A 21,978-nucleotide genomic window follows, 5' to 3' on the forward strand; every position below is an offset into this window, starting at 1 on the left:
TTCACCCGCGGCGGCGAACTGGTACAGCCGCAGCACGCCGGTGGTGGTCTCCTCGGTGACACCCCGCGCGGAATCAGCGATCTTCGACCACTTCGTCCCATCGGCGGCAATGCTCTCCCGCAACAGGTTCAGGAACACCTTGTACTCGGCCGAGTGGGTCTCGTCCTCCGGCGGAACGACACCGGCCTTCTCGAACTGCGCGCCGCGCAGCACCAGCATGGTGGCGTCACCACCGTCGTCGAGGATCATGTTGGCCGGCTCGCCCGGCCAGGTCAGCATCTGCTCGGCCGCCCACCAGTACTCCTCCAGGGTCTCGCCCTTCCAGGCGAAGACCGGGGTGCCCTTGGGCTCGTCGATGGTGCCGTGCGGGCCGACCACGACCGCGGCGGCCGCGTGGTCCTGGGTGGAGAAGATGTTGCAGGAGGCCCAGCGGACCTGCGCGCCCAACGAGACCAGGGTCTCGATCAGCACGGCGGTCTGCACGGTCATGTGCAGCGAACCCGAGATCCGCGCGCCCTTGAGCGGCTGCACGTCGTGGTACTCGCGACGCAGCGCCATCAGGCCCGGCATCTCGTGCTCGGCCAGGCGAATCTCCTTGCGGCCGAACTCGGCCTGTGACAGGTCCGCCACCTTGAAATCGATCCCATTGCGGACGTCAGCGGTCATCATGCTGGACACAGCGGCCCAGTCGTTAATCACAGTCACTATTGGTTATATCGCTTCAGTATAAAGTGGTCTCGATGTAGCATTCGGCTATTTTCAAGTCGAGCATCGCCGCCAACGTCCCTGAAATCGCATTCATCCGGGATTGTCGGAATGGGAACTCCCTGTGACGCCAACGAAGCTCAGGACAAGCAAATTATGCTGTCAGATGCCAGCGCAGCTTCACGCGGTTCGATTCTGTGTGCCTAGAAACCGGCGACCCCAGCCATGTTGAAATAGCTCCGATAGCCGCGGTGTTCTCCGCGAGGACGTCGGCTTGGATTATATTCCAGCCCCGCATGGTGGCCGAAGCGATCAAGTGCGACATCAGAATATGGCCAACGCCTTTTCGCTGATGCACGTCGACCACAGCCAAGGACAGGTCCGCCTCACCGTCTCCTGTTTCGATCATCTGACCGAAACCGATCGGCTCCACACGATCGGACATATGATGCTCCGCCAGATACGTCACACATTCAAAATCTTTGGGGTTAAGGACATTTCGACATAGCCAGTCGGACACGATTGGCACAGGCGAGTGGAAGCGTAGGTAACGACTCTGCTCCGACATCCCGATTAGAACCCGCCTGACGAATTCGATATCTTCAGGCGAGAGTGAGCGCACGGCCACAATAAACTGCTGTCCCGCATCGACTTTCTGCGGGGATTCGAGTGCGGGTGTATCCGATGTCATACTATTCGACTCTCATTCGAGTATGAGCGCCTATAGGCGGTCTCCTCAGCTTGGGTTAAGTCAAGAATCAGCTCTCTTCCGAGAATTTGAGTATCGGTAGATCGCTGAACGCGGATTCGCTGAATAAGTCCGGAGATTTCAGTGAGATGAGTTTCGAGGCAGAAAGTGGCCGCTATCGAAGGTCTGCAATGTGTATCACCCGGATGCGCGCAAAGCCCATAACTGAGGCAGGAAGCCTCAAAGCGGAGAGCTGCCGTCCGACTTCTACGCAGAGTTGGGCCGGCGCGGCTATAAACCGGCCCAACTCAATGTTCAGATCGCAAGTTATGACTTAAGCCGCGATCTGAAGATCCTGTATTCGCAGGTTCCATCCTTCATCAGTTCATATATCTCGGAACCTGGAAGGCCGAGAATATTCTCGAGCATAGGATGCATTCGACCGTTGCCGCCACGATACCGTCGTACCGCGTCACGCGAGGCAAGTACACTCTCAGTGATCTCACGGTCGGTTTCGAGAACGAAACCATTCTCGTCGAGAAATTTACGAATCTCAACCCACCGATATGCGCTCAACATATCCGTATGCAAAAACCAGCCGCCAGGACGGAGAATCCTCCGCACCTCAGAGAGAAAGGCCGGCATATTCGGGTAAGTATGAGAAGATTCGATATTGGTTACGACATCGACTGATGAATCCGCGACCGGCAATGCCTCAGCATCGCCCACTTCGAACCGAATCGGTAGATCAGCATTTGCCTTACGGCAGTAGGAAACCGCTTCCGGAGAAAGATCTACACCGAGAACATCCGCCCCGAAGCGCTGGCTCAGCAATGCAGCTGGTCCACCACGGCCACACCCCACGTCTACCAAGGCGCGCCCTTCGAGCTCGACCGAACCGACCAACTCATACACCAGCCTGATCGAGTCTCCGCCCGGGATCCCATCGGGCACATTGAAGCGCGCTTCATCCAACCCGCCGATGCACTTGTATCCGAAATTCAGGAAGTTCGAGTAATCAGTACCCCGGATTGAGCTGAAATGCTTCGAAAGTCCGTCGTAGAGTTGACGATACTTCTCTTTAACCTCGGCCCCAGAGCCGTTCTTCACATCGCCACGCGATTCCATATAACTCTCCATGCTTTTACTTGATCGGGAGCACGCAACAACGGCATGATCCGCAAAAGACTCTTCCACCCAGTTAGGCAGCTCTGCAGCTTCCTACAGATCCCTAACTGCCCAACTCAAGATCATTTCGGCTACGTCGACGGCACCGTCGGTCAACAGCGTGAAATGATCCGCGTCTACGGTGCGCAGGTCGTTCTCCTCGTACCATTGGTCGGCCCCTGGCAGCATGAACGTTCCGTTTTCAGACTGCAATGAATACGGATTCGTGCACTGAATGAAATGAACCGGGGTTCGAAGTCTTCCGAAATCCCTGGTTAGGTAGCTACCCCATTTTGCCATGGCCGTCAGTCGGGTACCCGTTTCCTGGCCACCCAGTCGACCCCACTCAGCCAACATCCCCGAGAATAGCGGACCTGCGGATACACCCCAAATTTTCCAATCATCACCCTCGGCTGCTTCAACCGCCGGCGACGGTTTGAAGCTGTCAAGCATGATTAGACCACTGAGGTTTTCGTCTGCTCGCTTTTCCAGTTTTTCAGCAACTGCATATGCAAGAACTCCACCCGATGAGTACCCGAGCAGAATAAAAGGCTGACCTTCAGCAGCACGATCGACGGCCGCAACCACACTGTCAACTGCGAGTTCCGCATCTGCGGGAAGCTTGTCCTCAGGTGAAAAGCCCGGCAGGGACACACCCACCATATTCATCTTATTATCAAGATGCTTGGCAATTCTTCCATACTGATGAACACCACCGGTAAGAATGGGAGCGCTGATTGCGATAATTCGAGGCCCAACCGGCCCGGATGCCAACGACGTCACCGTCGTCGATCTGCAATTATCGACCGATTCAAAAGTAGGCCGAAGGTCTGCTGCCGCCTCCAACAGTGCACGCGCGGCTCCGTACCTTCCCGATTCCAGTATCGATCCGAACAGCTTGCCCACGTCCAGCCACTCTGGGCCAGCAATCTCGGCATCGGAAGCGTGACCGGCTGCGGCCTGGCGGCCGGTCGCAGATGTTTCGCCGGGTTCGGGGGCTGACTCAGTGATATCGCTTAGGAGGGTGCTGGCGAGCGCTTGTGGCGTCGGAAAGTCAAAGACGATCGTGGGAGAAAGTTTCAGGCCTGTAGCCGCGGCGAGGCGATTGCGGAATTCGACAGCGGTCAACGATTCGAAGCCCATCGACCCGAACTCCCGGTTGGGGTCGATCGCATCAGCGGACGAGTGGCCGAGCACAGCAGCGGCCTGTCCGCATACCAGGTCCACGACCGTTCGATACTGCTCGGCGCGATCAAGCGCCGGGAGGCGCTGCTGGAGACTGGAACTGGACGAAACGGTGTCGGAGCCAATCCGTCGGACAGGTACCAGTTCCTGCAGGATGGGTGGCAACCGGTCACCGGCTGTACGCAATGCGGCGGTATCCAAACCTACAGCGACTGTTAGCTGTTCGTCGGCGATCAGAGCCGCGTCGAACAACGCTGTGCCCTGCTCTGTGGTCATGCCGATCATGCCGACCGACTGCATGCGAGCAAGGTCAGTGGCGCTCAGCCGCTCGGTCATCCCACCCGACTGCGCCCAAAGGCCCCAGGCGATCGATACCGCAGGCAAGCCGCGGTCACGCCGATAAGACGCCAGTCCATCCAGGAATGCGTTTGCTGCGGCGTAATTGCCCTGGCCGGCTGCACCCAAGACACCGGCGATTGAGGAAAACAGCACAAACATCGCAAGGTCTGAGCCTGCTGTCAGTTCGTGCAGATGCCAAGCTGCGTCGGCCTTCGGTGCGAACACCGCGTCGACGCGCTGTGGCGTCAGTGACCCGATTACCCCGTCGTCGAGTACACCAGCTGCGTGCACGACCCCGACCAGTGGGTGCTCCGCAGAAATGTCGGCCAACGCTCGCTGCAACGCGACGCGATTGCTGATATCACAGGCGACGACGTCGGCATGGGCGCCCATGTCCGCCAGCTGCGCAACCAACTGCTTGGCCCCTTCAGCCGCCAGTCCTGACCTGCTGACCAATAGCAACCGGCGAACGCCATACGCCGTCACCAGATGCCGTGCGATCACCGCACCCAAACCGCCTGTGCCTCCAGTCACCAGCACGGTGCCACCACCCATGCCGCGGCCGAAAGTCAGCACGTTCATGCCGAAGTCTTCGGATTGACTGAGCTCCCTGAGCACCTCTGGAGCTCGGTGCAAATCCGCGCCTCTAACCGTCGGCAGCGCTAGATCTCCCTTTTCGAACAGATCCACCAATTCCAGAAGAATTTCCTGCGCCCGGTCACGGTCGACGTTAAAGGCATCTACCAGCTTGAATACAATGCCCGGCGATGGATCGCAATCCCGGTGCAGATCTTGCACAAAGGCACTATGCACGTATCGCCCGCCATCGTTCAAGAAGTTCATCGATGGCTTCGAGACATCATGAGGAAGCGAATTGAATACTATGTCAAATCCACGTTCCCCTGCGTCCAAATCGACCGCATGCTCCTCGTCAAATCCGAGGAGCCGCAACGCCTGCGTTTCCGCGTGGTCACCGCAGACAGCAAAAACCTCTGCGCCCCTGTGCCGCGCAAGTTGGACGGCAGCGCTGCCCAGACCACTCGGCGCTCCGTGGACGAGCACCCTCTCGTTCGGCTTGAGTTCAGCGGCGTCAATGAGGCCGATGTACGCGGTTAGGAACGAGAATGGAATCGCTGCCGCCTGCGAGCAAGACAGTCCACTCGGCACACGAACGAGTAGCCGCTGATCTGTGGTTGAGACTGGGCCAATGGAGCCCTCGAACAGCCCCATAACTCGGTCGCCGACGTTCAACCCGGTTACGCCAGTGCCGACCTCGACGACAATCCCGGCCGCCTCGGCTCCCAGCGTTGCTTCAATGTCAGGGTAGGCTCCCCTCGCGATGAGGACGTCGCGAAGGTTCAAGCCCATCGCACGAATTTCTACCCTAACGTCGCCGCTGCCAAGAATCGGGAATTCGCTATCACTCTCAATCAGAGCAAGGGTTTCCAAAATGCCATTCTCGACCATTCCCAGAGTCCATTCGGATTCTCCTTCAGGATTCGGAAGAGGCTCTTCGATAACAGCCTTTGCCATTCGCGGGGCGAATACCTTACCCAATCTGATGACAATCTGAGGCTCACCGCTTGCGGCAGCGGTCGCAATTTCTCCGGCCGGAACTCCCCAATCGTCCACATCGACCAGAACGATACGCCCTGGGTTCTCGGTCTGGGCAGCACGGACCAGCCCCCAAGCCGCAGCAGCAGCCAAGTCGGTCACTCCCCGGCTTCCAAAACCAATCGCTCCGCTGGTTTCCAATATCAACTGGGTGTCGACTAGCTTTTCGTCGTCAAGCCAGAGCTGCAAGAGCGCAAGAATATTGCGAATCGTTGCATGCACCCCTGACAAGTCGGCCTGAGGCGAACTATCCGCCAATGTTGGCACTAGCGTGCGATGTTGCGTTGATCCCGGCGAATGGCACGTAACGATAACAGTTTTGGTACTCTCGCGTTTGATTTCGGCGATCATCGCGGCTATGTCGACGGATTCTTCGATTTCCAGAACCTTGATGCCACGCATGCCATCGGCCGGAATACTCTTCTTCGGCACCGGGATCCAGTCCAGAGCATGTAGTCCTTCCCACTCAAGGAAGGAGACTGGTCCGACATTTTCGAACATCTGGAAGAACGGATCGTCCGCCTCGTTGGCGTACCCACGCTCCGGGGTTTCCATGACCGCGGCGAGCAATGGATGCCGCACAGCATCGGGTTCCAGATCAGGAGCCTTCACGCCCGTCGATGCCCCCAGCCAGAACCGCTGGCGCTGAAAAGGATAAGTCGGCAGTTTCACCAAGCGCTCACACCCACCCACCACTGCCGACCAATCGACTGCGGAGCCCCGAACGAAGAGTCCCGCCAGTGCGGCAAGCACTGAAGCGGTTTCGGGGTGTTTTCCACGCATCATCGGGATAGCCGATACCGCCTCGCCAGTTACCGATTGCGCAACCAGGGCGGCCAACGCCGTGCCAGGGCCCACTTCCACGAATTTGGTAACTTGCAGTGCCTGCATCAGCTGCACACCGTCGAAAAAGCGAACGGCTCGGCGAGCGTGATCCACCCAATACTGCGGTGTACCGAACCGGTCATCGGCGAGCTGACCCGTCAGGTTGGACACAATTGGGATCCGGGGCGCACCGACTGAAATCGTCGTCGCAATGGCGGCGAATTCGTCAATCATTGGCTCCATCAGCGATGAGTGGAAGGCATGCGATACCGTCAAACGGCTAGTCTTATACCCTTGCGCGTCAAGCTCCTCGGTCACCGCACTCATCTTATCCAAGGGACCAGAGAGCACTACTGCTTCCGGTCCGTTGACTGCAGCGATATCGACGCCGCCGGGCAGCAACGAAGCGATTTCATCCTGGTTTATCCGGACGGCAAGCATCGCGCCGCCTTCCGGCAACGCCTGCATTAAACGGCCGCGGGAAGCCACCAACATCGCTGCATCAGGCAGAGACAGCACCCCGCCCACATACGCGGCCGTCAGCTCCCCCAGCGAGTGGCCCATGATGAAGTCCGGCCGGACGCCCCAGCTATCCAGCAACTCGAATAATGCGACCTCGACCGCGAATAGCCCGGCCTGAGCCCACACCGTCTGGTGGACGAGCGCCTCGTCCTGTCCCCAAACCACATCCTTCACAGACCCATTCAGATGCTGATCCAGTTCCGACGCCACCGTGTCGAACGCTGCAGCGAAAACGGGGAACTCCGCATAAAGCTCTCGTCCCATCCCGACGTACTGCGACCCCTGTCCAGGGAACACAAAAACCGTTTTTCCGGCCGCATCCGTACGGCCCTCAACCACGTTCGAGGTGGGAACCTTGTCCGCGAGCGCTGTCAATCCCGCCGACAGGTCAGCCCGGTCGCTGCCCAGCACCACAGCGCGGTGTTCGAACACCGATCGCTTCAGGAGCGAGGCCGCGATATCTCTAATGTCCAGGGTCGAATCAGTCGTCGCGAAATCGCGCAGTCGGGCAGCCTGTGCAGACAGTGCCGATTGCGACTTGGCCGAGAGCACCCATGGCGCCACGGACAACTTGGTGTCCAGCATCGGCTGCGCCTCAAGCACAGATTTCGCTTCGGGAACCTGCTCAAGGATCACATGGGCGTTAGTGCCACTGATGCCGAACGAAGACACCCCTGCACGGCGCGGGCGATCCTCCGTCGCGTCCCATTCCTGCGCTTCGGTCAGCAGTTCCACCGTTCCAGCCGACCAGTCCACATGCGGCGAGGGTTCATCTACATGCAGTGTCTGAGGCAACACTCCGTGTTGCATCGCCATCACCATTTTGATGACGCCAGCAACACCCGCCGCGGCCTGGGTATGTCCCATGTTGGACTTGATCGACCCCAACCACAGTGGCTTGTCTGCGGATCGCTGCTGTCCGTATGCCGCGATGATGGCCTGGGCCTCGATCGGATCGCCTAGTGTGGTCGCCGTTCCGTGCGCCTCGACCACGTCCACATCGGTCGGACTCAGCCTCGCATCAGCCAAGGCCGCTCGAATGACCCGCTGTTGGGAGGGACCGTTCGGTGCGGTCAGCCCGTTGCTGGCTCCGTCCTGGTTCACCGCAGAGCCCCGCACCACCGCCAGTACTCGATGTCCGTTTCGAACCGCATCCGACAAGCGCTCCAGCACCACAACGCCGGCGCCCTCGGCCCATCCCGTTCCGTCGGCTCCCGCAGCAAAAGACCGGCATCGGCCGTCCGCGGACAGCCCCTTCTGCCGACTCATCTCCACGAAAATGCCTGGGGTCGACATCACCGTTACCCCGCCTGCCAAGGCCAGCGAGCACTCTCCCCGCCGCAGCGACTGCGCCGCCTGGTGGAGTGCGACCAGCGACGACGAACACGCTGTGTCGACTGAAACGGCGGGCCCTTCCAGGCCGAGCACATATGACAACCGGCCCGAGACCAAACTGCCTACGCTGCCGAAGCCGACGTACTCCTCAAGCCCGGCCGGTGCCGTGTCGCCCCACCGCAGCCCGTAGTCGTAGTACATGACCCCTACGAATACGCCGGTATCGGTGCCACGCAGCGACACCGGATCGATGCCAGCGTTCTCAAGGCCTTCCCATGTCGTTTCCAGCAGCAATCGCTGTTGGGGATCCATCCCCAAGGCTTCTCGGGGACTAATTCCGAAGAAGTCCGCATCGAAATCCCCCGCGTCATATACAAACCCGCCGTGGCGCGTATACGACTTGCCTGCCGCGGCAGGATCCGGGTCGTACAGAGTCCCGATATCCCACCCTCGATCTGCAGGAAAGTCAGATACTACATCTCGGCCGTTAGTCACCATTTCCCACAGCCCCTCGGCGGATGTTACGCCACCTGGATACCGGCACCCGGTACCCACAATCGCAATAGGTTCACGAAGGGCTGCATCGAGCGTTCTGTTCTCGGCTCGCAGTCGCTCAGTTTCCTTCAGCGAAAAGCGCAATGCCTGAGCAAGCTTCTCAGTATTATCGTTAGTCATTTATTCACAAGTCCTAGAGCTAGTTGTTGTATGCAAAATCGATCAGATCATCGATATCGAGGTCATCAATCGATTCCGTCGTGGCACCCTCGTCGTCACTTTCCGATCCCTGCGCCAGATTCATGAGGGCATCGAAAATTCCGGCCTTGCGGAGACGGTCGAGCGGGATCGTCCGTAGGGCTCGACGGATCTCATTTTCGGATAGACCCGGTGTCTGATCGGGTTGCTGATGACCGATGAACTCATCCGCCAGGTATTCAGCCAATGCCCGCGGGGAGGGGTAATCGAATACCAGCGTCGCCGACAATTGCAGACCAGTAATAGCTTTGAGCTTGTTACGCAGCTCGACGGCCCCGAGTGAATCGAAGCCGAGTTCCTTAAAAGGCCGATCCGCCTCAACTGCATTTACATTCTGATGGCCAAGAATCGTTGCGATCTGACTTTGCACTATCTCAACGAGAACTGCGAGGCGCGCTTCTACAGGAGTGTTGGCCAGGCGCGTACGCAATTCCGTGGATCTGCCTCCGTCAACCTGGCGACGAGCCGGGGCCAAGCCGGAGAACAGCGCGGGAACCGGTCCCATGCGCCGCATACTGTCTAGATCCAAACGGGCGAGGATCAATGTCGCAATGTCGGTGTCAGATGCAGCGTCGAACAGCTCCAGTCCCTGTTCTGCGGTCAGCGGCAGCATGCCGGATCGGGACATCCGGCGCAGTTCGGACTCCCCGAGTTCCGACGCCATGCCTCCGTCCGTGTTCCACAAACCCCACGCAAGCGACTGCCCGCAACGCCCCGACGCCCGGCGATGCGCAGCCAGCGCATCCAGGCAAGCATTTGCGGCGGCATAGTTGCCCTGGCCTGCATTACCGACGACGCCGGCGGCTGAGCTGAACAGAACGAACGCCTTCAATGGCAGATCGATGGTCAATTCGTGCAGATTCAGCGCGGCATCGACCTTGGGTCGCAATACTGTGTCCATCCGGTTCGCGGTGAGCGAGGCGATGGCGCCGTCATCGAGGACACCGGCCGTGTGGAATACGCCGGCGAGTGGGCGGCCACCGGGAATTTCAGCCAGGATCTCGGCGAGAGCATCACGGTCGGTGACGTCACAAGCGGCAAACCCGACTTCAGCACCCAGACTCTCCAGGTCTGCCCGCAGCTCGATACTGCCGGGAGCAGATTCGCCGCGTCGGCTCAGCAATAGCAGTCGGCGTGCACCGCGCCGGGCAACCAGATGCCGGGCAAACAACCCACTGAGGTAGCCGCTGGCGCCAGTGATCAGAACTGTGTCTTCTGGATCGAAAGATGCGTTCGAGGTTGCCCTGAAGACCGATCGAGCTAGTCGCGGCACGTACACCTGCCCACTACGCACCGCCACCTGGGGTTCTCCGGCAGCCAGAATCCCACCCAGCAACCCATCGAGCTCAGAGTCTGAGTCGACCAACAGGATCCGACCAGAATTTTCGGCCTGAGCGGAACGAACCAGACCGCCTATCGCAGCGCCAGCCAAGTTCGGGGTGTCTTCGCCCGCGACGGAAACGGCATTTCTGGTTCTCACCACCAGAACCGAATCAGCGAACCGGTGGTCGGCTATCCACGACTGAACAACCCGCAGCACAGCGTGGGTTGCGGCACGTATCGCACCGGGATCGTTGCCCGCCGGACAGTCCAGCATCACCACTGCCGGGGTGTCGTCGGCGAGATGCTCCCACGACACCGCGCTAATTTCAGGGCCAGACACCGAGATCGGTGTCCAATCGAGTTGAAACGTGGCGGTGCGGGCGATAGGTGTGCCGATGGCGAGCTGAGCGGGATCCATTGGCCGTGAAGCCAAATGCCGCACCGTTGCGACCGCAATGCCCGTCGGAGTCGCGAGATCCAAGGCCACAGAGTGCTCGCCTGTTCGGGTCAACCGGACTCGCACCGAACGTGCCTCCGCGGTGTGCACGGTGATACCAGACCACTCGAACGGCAACGCGATTCCGGGTTCACCCGACCTCGTGTGCCCTGCCAACCGCAAGGCGTGCAGGGAGGCATCCAGTAGCGCTGGATGCAACCCGAAACCCTTGTTGTCCTCCGACTCGGGCAAAACGACCTCAGCAAACAACTCATCGCCACGCTGCCACACCGCCCGCAATCCTTGGAAAGCAGGGCCGTACCAGTATCCTGCGCTGTGTAGCTCGTCGTATGCGCCCTCAAGGTCCACTACCTCCGCACCGATCGGCGGCCACGAAGCCAACTCAAGGCCGACGGTCTCCTCACCCGCAGCGAGTGTTCCTTCGGCATTTAGCGTCCAGGAGGACGCTGCGTCATTACCACTGGTGGGGCAGGAGAAAATCCGCACCGCACGTCGACCGGTCTCATCGACGGCGTCGACCACGATTCGCACCGCAGCACCACCGAACTCAGGCAGTGCCAACGGAGCGTGCAGGATCAGCTCTTCCAGCATGGAGCAGCCGGCCCGTTCACCTGCACACAACGCGAGCTCGACGAACCCGGTGCCTGGGAACAAGGCTGTGCCCATCACCACGTGATCGGCCAGCCATGGGTGGCTCGCCACAGACACGCGGGCGGTCAGCATCATCGCATCGGAATCCGGCCCGGATACCACCGCTGAAACCAACGGATGCCCCGCCGCTTCAAGGCCCATCGCCTGCGCATCACCGGAATCGGTGGACCCGTTGGACTTCCAAAACCGCTGACGCTGGAATGCATACGTGGGCAAGTCAATTCGCTGGGCTCCGGTGTCGGCGTAAATATTGTCCCATTTGACGTGCGCACCGGAAACGAAGAGCTGGGCCACACCACCCAGTACTGACGACGGATCGGCGTGATTTCGACGCGCGAGAGCGACCGTGGTCTCGGTCATGCCCGGCTGCGTGTGCTCGAGGGTCTGCGCGATCATCGGCGTCAACACCGCGCCGGGCCCGACCTCGACGAATCTGGACACACCCGAACTCATCATCGCCACAACGGTGTCGGCAAGCCGCACGGTATCCCGAACCTGTGTAACCCAGTACTGCGGATCGCACATCTCATCGACGACATACGTGCCGGTCACCGTAGACACCAACGGGATACTCGGCCGAGCAAATGTCAAATCTTCTATTGCCGAGGCGAACTCGGCCAACATCGGCTCCATCAATGCCGAGTGGAACGCATGCGATACACGTAGTCGATGCGTCCGCCATCCGCGGTCGGAGCAAAGCTCGATGACATCGGCGAGCACGTTTTCGTCACCGGCCAGCACCACCGACAACGGACTGTTCACGGCGGCGATCGATATCCCGTCGCCACCAGCCAGCAGCGGTAGCACGTCGGCCTCGGAGGCTCCGACTGCAGCCATCGCGCCGCCTGCGGGCAGCGCCTGCATCAGTCGGCCGCGGGCCGCTACCAATCGACATGCATCCGAGAGCGACAACACCCCAGCGACATGTGCGGCGCCTACCTCACCGATTGAATGACCAGCTACTGCGTCGAACTCGAGACCCCACGATTCGAGCAGTCGGAACAATGCCACTTCGAACGCAAATAGGCCGGCCTGCGCGAACACCGTCTGGTCGATCAGGGAATCATCCACCAATGCTGTGCTCAACGAAACCGTCTGGCACAGCATGGGTTCCAGCTCCTCGACGATCGCGTTGAAGTGCTCCGCGAACATCGAGTACGAGCCACACAGCTCCCTAGCCATACCGGCCCACTGAGCGCCTTGGCCTGAGAAGACCGCACCGGTCGAGCCAGCCATCGTTCGACCGGTGACTACCCCGGGTTGACTTACGCCGGCTGCTACCGAATGCATTCCACTAAGTAGGGTTTCGCGGTCCTTGCCCATCACTACTGCGCGATGCTCGAAGACGTTGCGAGCCGACGCCAAGGAATATCCGACGTCAATCGGATCATGGCCTCCCACATCTGATGCCAACCGGTCGGCCTGTGCGGCCAGGGCCTCACTGTTCCGAGCGGACAGCATCCATGGCAAGGACAAGGGAGTGGTCCGCGGCACCCTGGCCGACTCGACCGCCGGCACTGGGGCCTGCTCAAGAAGGAGGTGTGCGTTGGTCCCGCTAATCCCGAAGGAGGACACACCCGCACGCCGTGGACGATCCACCTGCCATGCCAACGGCTCGGTCAACAGCCGGACGTCACCCTTGGACCAATCCACCTTTGTCGATGGTTGACCCACGTGGAGCGTCCGCGGCAAAACCCCGTGACGCATTGCCATGACCATCTTGATCACACCACCCACGCCCGAGGCTGCCTGAGCATGACCGATGTTCGATTTCAATGACCCCAGCCATAGGGGACGATCCGAAGCACGGTCCTGCCCGTAGGTCGCCAAGAGCGCCTTGGCTTCGATCGGGTCACCCAATGTGGTTCCGGTGCCGTGAGCCTCGACCACATCGATATCGGTCGGCGAGAGTCGAGCATTGGCCAAGGCCTGACTAATCACTCGCCGCTGTGCCGGACCGTTCGGTGCAGTCAAACCATTAGACGCACCGTCCTGATTCACCGCCGAGCCAGTAATGATCGCAAGCACTTCGTGATCGTTGCGGTGAGCGTCGGACAGCCTCTCCAACACCAGCATGCCTGCGCCCTCGGACCAGCCGACACCATTGGCGTCATCGGAGAACGATCTGCACCGGCCGTCCGGCGACAATCCTCGCTGCCGACTGAAATCGACGAAGGTCTCCGGAGTCGCCATGACCGTCACACCCCCGGCCAATGCCAAATCGCACTCGCCGGACCGCAGCGACTGCGCGGCCAAATGTATCGAAACAAGCGACGACGAACATGCCGTATCTACAGTGATCGACGGGCCCTGCAGGCCGAATACGTATGAGATTCGTCCTGAGGCGATCGATCCCGTGTTCGCGTTGCCCAAGTAGTCGTGGTACATCATGCCGACCCACACACCGGTTCGGCTTCCCTTTAGAGCTCGGCGTTCGATACCAGCCCGTTCGAGGGCCTCCCACGAGGTCTCCAACAGCAGGAACTGCTGCGGATCCATGCCTGCAGCTTCGTTAGGACTGATGTTGAAGAACGCAGGGTCGAATTCACCGGCGGAGTGCAGGAATCCACCCTCCCGCGTGTACGTGGTGTACGGAGTTTCACCAGTTGGGTCGTACAGCCGCTGGACATCCCACCCACGATTGGTCGGGAACTCCGACGTCGCGTCGATGCCGTCCGCAACCAGCTGCCACAGATCCTGGGGGGAATAGACGTTACCCGGGTATCGGCACCCCATGCCGACGATCGCGATCGGCTCTCCATCGACCGCGTTGGTGAAATACTGTTGCGATACCATCTTATGTAGCCATTTCGCTATCAATTAGGACAGCCATTTCACGAATTGTCGGGTAATCCCAGACAAAAGTCGGCTCAAGAGACAGACCGAATGCGCGTTCGATATCGCCAACCAGTGTCACGGCGTTCACCGAATCCAAACCGTACTCTGCGACGGAGATGTCCACGTCGAGACTTTGCGGCGTTACGTTAACATATGAGGCAATGGCATCGGTCAGCCATTTCGTCACATTAGCGGGAATTATGACGTTCTCGGGCGCGTTAGACATGCGTTCTTCCAATCTCGAGTGCTTGATGTTATTTATGGTCCGGAATTGACCGACGAACGGGCGCCCCATCTAGGCAGTTGCTCCGGCCTTGCCGCGTCCTTTGTCCAATTTCCGAGAAGACCACGTCGACGTCGTCTGGGTCCAGATTCGGACGAACGCCCCTCTCCTGCGCCAGTACCGCAGAGACGGCAATCCTCGCCCATGCAGCGTCAAATTCATGCCGACTTCTTTCGAACACGCCGAGCGCAGATGACAGAACGAGCAGACGGCAGTATTTGGCGGCGGCACCAAAAGCAGAGGCAGGTGCAGCGATTCCTAGTTCATTAGGCATAAGCGCGGTAATGCTTGAGCAGAGCTCTGCATACTCTCTCTCCAGATTGGCAACTGCATGTTGATTGCCCACCTCCGCTGACGCATCCGCCAACGCAGCAGCACGAACGGGAAGCACCGCGAGTGTCAGGTCACCAGCCGATGCTCGCAGTTTCAGTCGGCCAAAGTCCACGAAATCAGCGTGTGTACCAACGCTCCCCGGGGGACCCGCAATAGTGCGCAGCTGCGGAATAATGGTGAGCAAACAAGAAGTTCCGCCTGCATGACCCACACCTACGGGCTGCAGGTCGCGGAAATGTTTGTTGAACAGCGCATATGGCCCACTCCGCAGATAGAAGCGAGCGCCCATGACAACGGCCATGTACTCCATGGCCTGTTCTACCAAGATTGGTGCGATGTACTTGACCGCAGCCGTCTGTACCGAAGCTTGGCCGGGCGAATCATGGATATTGTGGGCAACCTCTAAAACTGCTGCTTCGGCCGCTAGAATAAGAGCGTAGGCCATTGCCAGATTTGTCCGCGCATGAGCATACGAATCAACCGTTCGACCACGTATTACTCGGCTCTGCGCGAATGATGCAGCAAGGTGTAGCGAAATATCAGCCGGCCCTAAGCCAGCACCTGCCATCACCGTTCTGGTTACCTGGAAGGAACGTAGAGCGATATCAACTGCCGTGCCATCAGCACCGATCATTGCGCCCGCAGCCACGTCTGCACCGTCAAATTTCAGACCGCCAAGCTGAGCACCGCGCAACGCCGTTGTCCGATATTTCGACAGCCTCGCGACATTTTGAGTTTCAGCAAGATCCACCAGGAAAAGTGAATGTGAACGCCCCGGACGATTGCCAGTGCGTGCGAAGACAACCGCAGTGTCCGCACGAACTGCGTTGTTTATTATCTCTTTCTTTCCGGTAAGGCGGTAGCCTGTACCGTTGCCGGTGGCGCTAAGCTCATTTGCGGTGAAATCGTTTCCGTGGGCGAGCTCATGATAGGCAACACTGATCTTCTCACCGCCCATTATTCGCTTAGCGACAGATGCCTGTTGGTCGCTATCACCCGCCGCCCACACGTTGACTGCGGCCATCAGAGTCGTTACTCCATAACCAAGCCCGAGCGAACAGTCTCGCGAGAAGACAGGACGAAGATCGCGTACCAGGTCAGGTAGATACCCAAATTGGCCACCGTGTTGAGTTGGTACGTACAGTGCGCTGAAGCCGAGTTGATCGAGCAATTCCTCGGAGCCCGGACACAGACGCTCCTGTTCGTCAGCGGCGATGATTTCTGCGGCACCGAGCGGGTTCGACAAGTCGAAAGGATCTCCGAGCAATTGCTCCAGCTGTGAGAACATTGATTCAGCATTTTGCCATTTCTCGACCACTTAAATTGCCTCCTGTGCGGAGGACCACAATGAGATGCATGCACCTTGGGTTGCGAAATGCTCGAACGTCTTCGTGGCTGTCTCCAGGATGTCCACACCCCATGTCTCCGGATACGTGTCACGCCGATCGAGCAAGCAATCGAGAGCTCTATCAAGTACCAGCTCCAGCCACACGCTGTTCTTCCATAGCGGATTGCCATGAACGGGTGCGGTATGAACGGCCAGGTGAATCGCTGCAGCGGCCGCCAGGCATAGTGAGATCCGCTCGGCGAGGACGTAGGACGAGTTCGGGATGTCGACAGCCGTCCTCGGTTCGCGAGAGATTTCATTGAGCGTATTATCGACAACGTTGAGCAAAATCGTCGCCCTATCCCTGAGCGGTTCCGAAAGAGCATTCACGGCGTCAGGCAGTTCACGCAGCAGAGACGAACCTTTGCGCGAGAATAGCGTTAGCGCACCGAAGTCCATTGGGGCGACTTCAGCTTCCATGTTACAGGTTATGGAAATTGCCGATGTCGAACTCTCCGCGCTTCTGTACAATGTTCCGAATTGTCCGATCAGGGAGGTCAGGTTCACAACTGTGTTTCCATCGAACAGCGACACAATTCGATGATCACGCTCGACTCGACTTAACACGACCGCCGTTGGATCATCAAGGAACGACTTCGCTCCCGAAAAGGAGCGCAATTGGCGAATTATTGCCTCTGTCCTGGTAGGAACCACGAATTTGGCAGCGGCGCAGTGTACCGAGAGTTCGTCGGCCATCTCGTGAGCAGACCGGGCGACGAAGGTTGTGAATGCTTCGTTCAGAAGATGGTCCGCCAACGCTTTGGCCAGCACCGCCTGCGCCTGGGGCAGTTCGATGAGTTTACGGCCGTAGAGGGTGCGCGCTTGCGCGAATCCGTATGCCGCCGCAAGCGCCTGATCAGCAGCGCCCAGCGATAATCCACAGCACAATGTCCGCGTGACCTGCAGTCCGAGCATCACCATTTCGATGCCGCGGCCGGGCGCCGAAATCATGTCGATATCTTCAATTTCGGCGTCGTGGATGCGTATTCCGCTGATGTCTGATCCACGAATCCCGAATGTGAGCTCCTTATCTAGAGTCTCATAGGAGCCTTCTGGATGCTTTGCCTTTTCGAAGAGTACGAGATCGAAGCCTCGAGGCCCACCCGTCTTCGCTGAGCGCGCCAAGAGCGTCAGAGCACTTCCGCGAGTAGCGTTGTTGATAAGCCACTTCTCACCCGATAGATGCTTCGTACCGGCTTCGTCGACCGAAAGTTCTAGTTGTCCTGCCAGCAGGTCACTTCCGTGTTCTCGCTCGGTGAGACCCCACGAAACCGCGCCACCCAGTCGAATTATATATGAAACGCGAGCACCAACCGCATGGTCTCCACCCACCCACACGGTAACCGCGCCGAGAATCGTCTTTGCATGGGCAACCGCAAGCCCTAAGTTATGTCGAGCCATCCCCCTGACGATATTTACGGTATCGTCCAGATCTCGCAGCTTGCCATCGTAGATCTCAGGTATATAATACTCATAGAGTTTTATGCGATTGAGCGCCTCAATAGCTTCCGTCGGAAATTCATCGCGTGAGTCATTTTCATTGACTTTTTGCATGAGATCGCTCAAGCAACAATTGAGTGCGGAAATGCACTCCTGCGTCTCTTTGCGCAAAACGAGCTCCTAAAGAAATGAAAGACCGGTATAGTTATGCGGCATCACACGATCGACGGTCTACGAGCAGAAGAGTTGCATGCCGACTGATCGGCAGACTAGGACTGCACCTTGCCGGCATATGCCGGGGCGTCCACGGCGGTCACTATTCGGGAAGGTTGATCTGCCTCCGAGAGTTCGATCCGATGCGATCCCAGGCGATAGTGGGCCCGTGTACATAAAGCGCGCCCGCCGCGGCCAACAGTGCACGGCGGCCGGAGTTGTTGCGCTGTAACGACGACTCGACGACGGTGTGTCCGTGGCCGGGTTGTGAATGCAACACGTCGCTGATCGACGTCGTCAGCGTCGGATGTGGGCAGTTCTAGGAATGCGGTGGCGTCGCCTGCGACCTCGCTAATGGCGTCGCTGAACAGCACACGCTGGCGCACATTGGACCACCAGTAGTCAGGGTTCAGTTGCGTACCATCGATCGGTTTGCCGGTTACCGTGGACACCATCGGAACTGCAGTTTGTCGGGGCTGGATTCCGTCGAACTCCGCCAGCAGGTATGGCCGGAGTGGTTCGACACATGGGCTGTTCGAAGCCGCGTCCATCTTGATACGCCGACAAGGCACACCGTCGCGTTCCAACTGCGCGACGAGTTCGTTGACCGCTTCAGGGAGACCGGCCAACACGGTCGAGGACGGACCGTTGATCGCGGCTACCGCGACGGTGCCGCCGTCTGCAAAGGCCTTGCAGTCGTCCGAGCTCAAGCCCACCATGGCCATTGCGCCCTTGCCCTCGACCGTCGCCAGCAATCGACTGCGCCCGAGGATGATTTGCGCCGCATCTTCTAATTGCAGCGCATCCGCGGCCCAGGCGGCTGCGACTTCACCCATGCCGTACCCGATGACCATCCCGGGCCGCAGCCCCCAGGTTCGCCACAACATCGTGAGCCCAACTTGCACGGCGAAGAGCGCAGGTTGGATCAGATCGATACCGCCGATCCGCTCAGCGTCGTCGCTGGAGGACAATACATCCAGAATTGATTTGCCTAAGTAGGGGCGAATTACCTTGTCACACGCCTGCACACCATCGCGGAAACTCGTTTCGGCGCTGAGTAGTTCGCGTGCCATGCCTGCCCATTGCCCGCCTTGGTCGGGGTAGATGAATGCCACCGATTCGATGCTCCGACCGGCTGTTCCTTTCCCCTCGAACAAGCCCGGCCGGCTTTCTCCGCGAGTGAACGCCCCCAATTTCTCGGCAAGTTCGTTCACAGAGTCTGCGACTACGGCCAACCTCTGGTTGTGGTGGTTACCTCGCAGGCCCAGGTGCTCTACTACGTTGGAGAGCTCGACTCCGGCGCAGGCTCCTGCGGCAATGTCGTCTATCGACCGTTGTGCCAGCCTCATCAGTGCTGCCTCGTCGAGCGCTGAGTACGGCAGCAGCCAGGGGGTATTCGAATCAGCGGCTGAGCTTGCCGGGATGAGGACTTCTGCGGGTTGCGACACCGGGCCCGAACCTCCGGTCCTGAACGAGCCAGCGTCGGGCTGAACGCTCCTGCCTCCGATGTTGTTTGTCATACGCACCGCTCTTCGGCAACGTTTAGCGCGTTGCGCAAATACGCGTCCCTACAGCGGCTGCGTTGGACCTTGCCGCTGGAGGTCTTGAAGATGGACCCCTTCCGGATCAGCACTACATCACTGACCGATACTCCGTGGCCATCAGCCACAGCGCGGCGAATTGATCGGCGGATCTCGTCGAATTCTGCTGTGTTGTCTGATACTTCGGCTATGACGACTGCCTTCTCTACAGGGACGCCCGGTACCGCGAACGCGGCACAACAGCCGCGCCGGACAGCCTGATGTGCGCTCTCGGCTGTGCGCTCGATATCTGTCGGATAATGATTGCGGCCGGCAATCACGATCAAGTCCTTGATCCGGCCAGTCAGGAAGAAGCCATCAGCGCTGGCCACTCCAAGATCGCCGGTGCGGAGGTAGCGCCGACCATCGTCGACAGCCAACGTCGCGCCGAAGGTGGCTTGCGTTGCTTCCGGGTTGTTCCGGTAGCCGTCGGCAACGCTCGCTCCTGTAACCCAGACCTCACCGATTTCACCGTTCGCACACTGACAAGCGGTGACAGGATCAACGATGAGCAGATCTCGACCGATCTGATCTGTTGTGCCACAGCGAATGAGCGTGGTGGATGGACTCGATTCCCGAGCAGGTTCCAGACGGCCGGCGGCCAAGGCTGCCAAATCAGCGGCATAGACGAATGGCCTGGCATCCACATCCTCTGTTGACACGAAAACCGTTGACTCCGCAAGGCCATAGCACGGAGTAGCGGCTTCGGGGCGGAAGCCGCAGGACGCGTACGCGTTGGCAAACGCCTCCAGGGTTTCCGCCCGCACGGGCTCTGCCCCGTTTGCGGCGACTCGCCAGTTGCTCAGATCCAGGTCCGATACATCTCCAGGATCACGCCGCACGCATAGGTCGTACGCGAAGTTCGGGCCTGCACTGTACTCACACCGGTATCGAGTCATGATCTCTAGCCAAATCCGCGGCCGCTTCAGGAAGGTGAACGGCGTGGCCAGATAGCAGGTTGCGCCGACATACAGCGGTTCTAGCAAACCACCGATGAGGCCCATGTCGTGAAAGAGTGGCATCCAGTTGAAGGAAGTCCAATCCGCTTCCCAACCGAATCCTTGCCGGATCTTTTCGAGGTTATCCGTCAGATTGCCCCGTGAGAGCGCTACACCCTTGGGATTTCCGGTCGAACCCGCCGTGTACTGAAGTAGTGCAAGGACGTCGAGACCGAGCTTGAGATCACTCCATTCATCGGCGCGGCCGACGTCGACGCCGTCGGAGGCTACCCAATTCGCAGTAGAGACATCTGGATGTTGGTCCAGCAATGGGGAAAGCCTCGTCTGGCCGTCAATCGTGGTGAGCACCGCGGCAGGCTCTGCGCTATCCATGATATCGAGAAGTCGCGGCAGACTGCGATCAGCTCGGGACAAATCCGGAAAAGGAACCGGCACGGCCGTCACGCCCGCATACTGACACGCAATGAAGGCGCAGGCGAATTCTGCTCCCGGTGGATAGAGCAGCATCGCTCGCTCGCCAGTCATCCCCATATCACCCAGGGAAACCGCGATGGCCCGTGCGCGGCGGTCAAGTTCTGCGTAAGTCAGCTGCTCTACTTCGCTGCCGTCCTCAGCCAGGAAGACCACGGCACGGCGTTCACCTCGGGTCCGGGCATGCTCACGGACACAGTCTGATAGCGGCGTGAGCACTTCAGTCGGCATCACCATCGGGTTTTCCCTTCCATGAGGAACTGAGCGATTTCGTCCCAAGCAGTTGGCAACGGATTTTCGAGAACAATGGGGTCTGTAACCTCGGCGGCGAAAGGAACGCACACGCTACAGAATCTGCGCGCGGTATTAGACCTTTTCAATCGTTCCTAAATTCAGAGTTGGGTCATCACCGGCCCATGTCGCGGCTTTGAGCTGCGGGCCGGATAAGGCGCCGAGCGTCTAATCGGTCCGATTAATACAAGCCGGAGTGATGGTGCGGACCAAATCCAATCAGAAGGCCGCTTCGTCCAGCTCCATGATGTCGTTGTCCAGGTTGGACAGGACGGTGCGGACCGAGGTCAGCTCCGGCAGCACGTTGCGGGCGAAGAACTGCGCGGTGGCGATCTTGCCGTCGTAGAACTTCTCGGTGGAGCCGTTGTCGAGGGCGTTGATCGCGACCTCGGCCTGCGCCAGCAGCAGCCAGCCGATGACCAGGTCACCGACGGCCATCAGGAAGCGGACCGAACCCAGGCCGACCTTGTAGAGCTCCTTCGGATCCTGCTGGGCGCCCATCAGGTGCCCGGTCAGGGTGGCGGCCATGGCCTGCACATCCTCGAGGGCGGTGGCGAGCAGCTTGCGCTCGGCCTTGAGGCGACCGTTGCCGCCTTCGCGCTCGATGAACTTCTGGATC

11 protein-coding genes are annotated in these 21,978 nt (G+C 59.3%); all 11 read right to left on the reverse strand.

The genetic code is table 11. The features are described 5' to 3' along the window. Positions 1-669, reverse strand: a 669-nt coding sequence (locus NA10_RS33780) for an adenosylhomocysteinase (protein ID WP_174562593.1), incomplete at its 3' end; no start/stop codon positions are given. Positions 670-859: 190 nt separating this feature from the next. Continuing rightward, a complete protein-coding gene (locus NA10_RS36225; RefSeq protein ID WP_084515650.1) occupies positions 860-1,396 on the reverse strand; it encodes a GNAT family N-acetyltransferase in 537 nt (178 codons plus the stop codon). 324 nt (positions 1,397-1,720) lie between these two features. Further along, a complete protein-coding gene (locus NA10_RS36230; RefSeq protein ID WP_084515651.1) occupies positions 1,721-2,533 on the reverse strand; it encodes a class I SAM-dependent methyltransferase in 813 nt (270 codons plus the stop codon). A gap of 81 nt (positions 2,534-2,614) precedes the next feature. Continuing rightward, the gene (locus NA10_RS33790; RefSeq protein WP_084515652.1) at positions 2,615-9,055 is read right to left on the reverse strand and encodes a type I polyketide synthase; all 6,441 of its coding nucleotides are present in this window, start codon (positions 9,053-9,055) and stop codon (positions 2,615-2,617) included. Positions 9,056-9,074: 19 nt separating this feature from the next. Next, entirely contained in the window at positions 9,075-14,384 is a 5,310-nt protein-coding gene (locus tag NA10_RS33795; protein ID WP_245678196.1) for a type I polyketide synthase, read from the reverse strand. Further along, positions 14,362-14,628: an acyl carrier protein gene (locus tag NA10_RS33800; RefSeq protein WP_067574788.1), complete on the reverse strand. Its 267-nt coding sequence runs from the start codon at positions 14,626-14,628 to the stop codon at positions 14,362-14,364. The genes NA10_RS33795 and NA10_RS33800 overlap by 23 nt, the downstream gene beginning before the upstream one ends. Before the next feature lie 28 nt (positions 14,629-14,656). After that, the gene (locus NA10_RS36235) at positions 14,657-16,336 is read right to left on the reverse strand and encodes an acyl-CoA dehydrogenase family protein (RefSeq protein ID WP_245678199.1); all 1,680 of its coding nucleotides are present in this window, start codon (positions 16,334-16,336) and stop codon (positions 14,657-14,659) included. Then, positions 16,337-17,971, reverse strand: a complete 1,635-nt coding sequence (locus tag NA10_RS36240; RefSeq protein WP_157556946.1) for an acyl-CoA dehydrogenase family protein — start codon at positions 17,969-17,971, stop codon at positions 16,337-16,339. It lies immediately after the preceding gene. A 143-nt stretch (positions 17,972-18,114) separates the two neighbouring features. Continuing rightward, entirely contained in the window at positions 18,115-19,506 is a 1,392-nt protein-coding gene (locus tag NA10_RS33815) for an acyltransferase domain-containing protein (protein WP_169812695.1), read from the reverse strand. A 68-nt stretch (positions 19,507-19,574) separates the two neighbouring features. After that, positions 19,575-21,305, reverse strand: coding sequence for a fatty acyl-AMP ligase (locus NA10_RS33820; RefSeq protein ID WP_067574787.1), 1,731 nt, complete (start codon positions 21,303-21,305; stop codon positions 19,575-19,577). A gap of 273 nt (positions 21,306-21,578) precedes the next feature. Beyond that, positions 21,579-21,978: acyl-CoA dehydrogenase C-terminal domain-containing protein (locus tag NA10_RS33825; protein ID WP_169812696.1), on the reverse strand; the 400-nt coding region annotated here is incomplete at its 5' end.

Origin of the sequence: Nocardia acidivorans NBRC 108247 (assembly GCF_001625085.1) — a bacterium.
Lineage (GTDB): Bacteria > Actinomycetota > Actinomycetes > Mycobacteriales > Mycobacteriaceae > Nocardia > Nocardia acidivorans.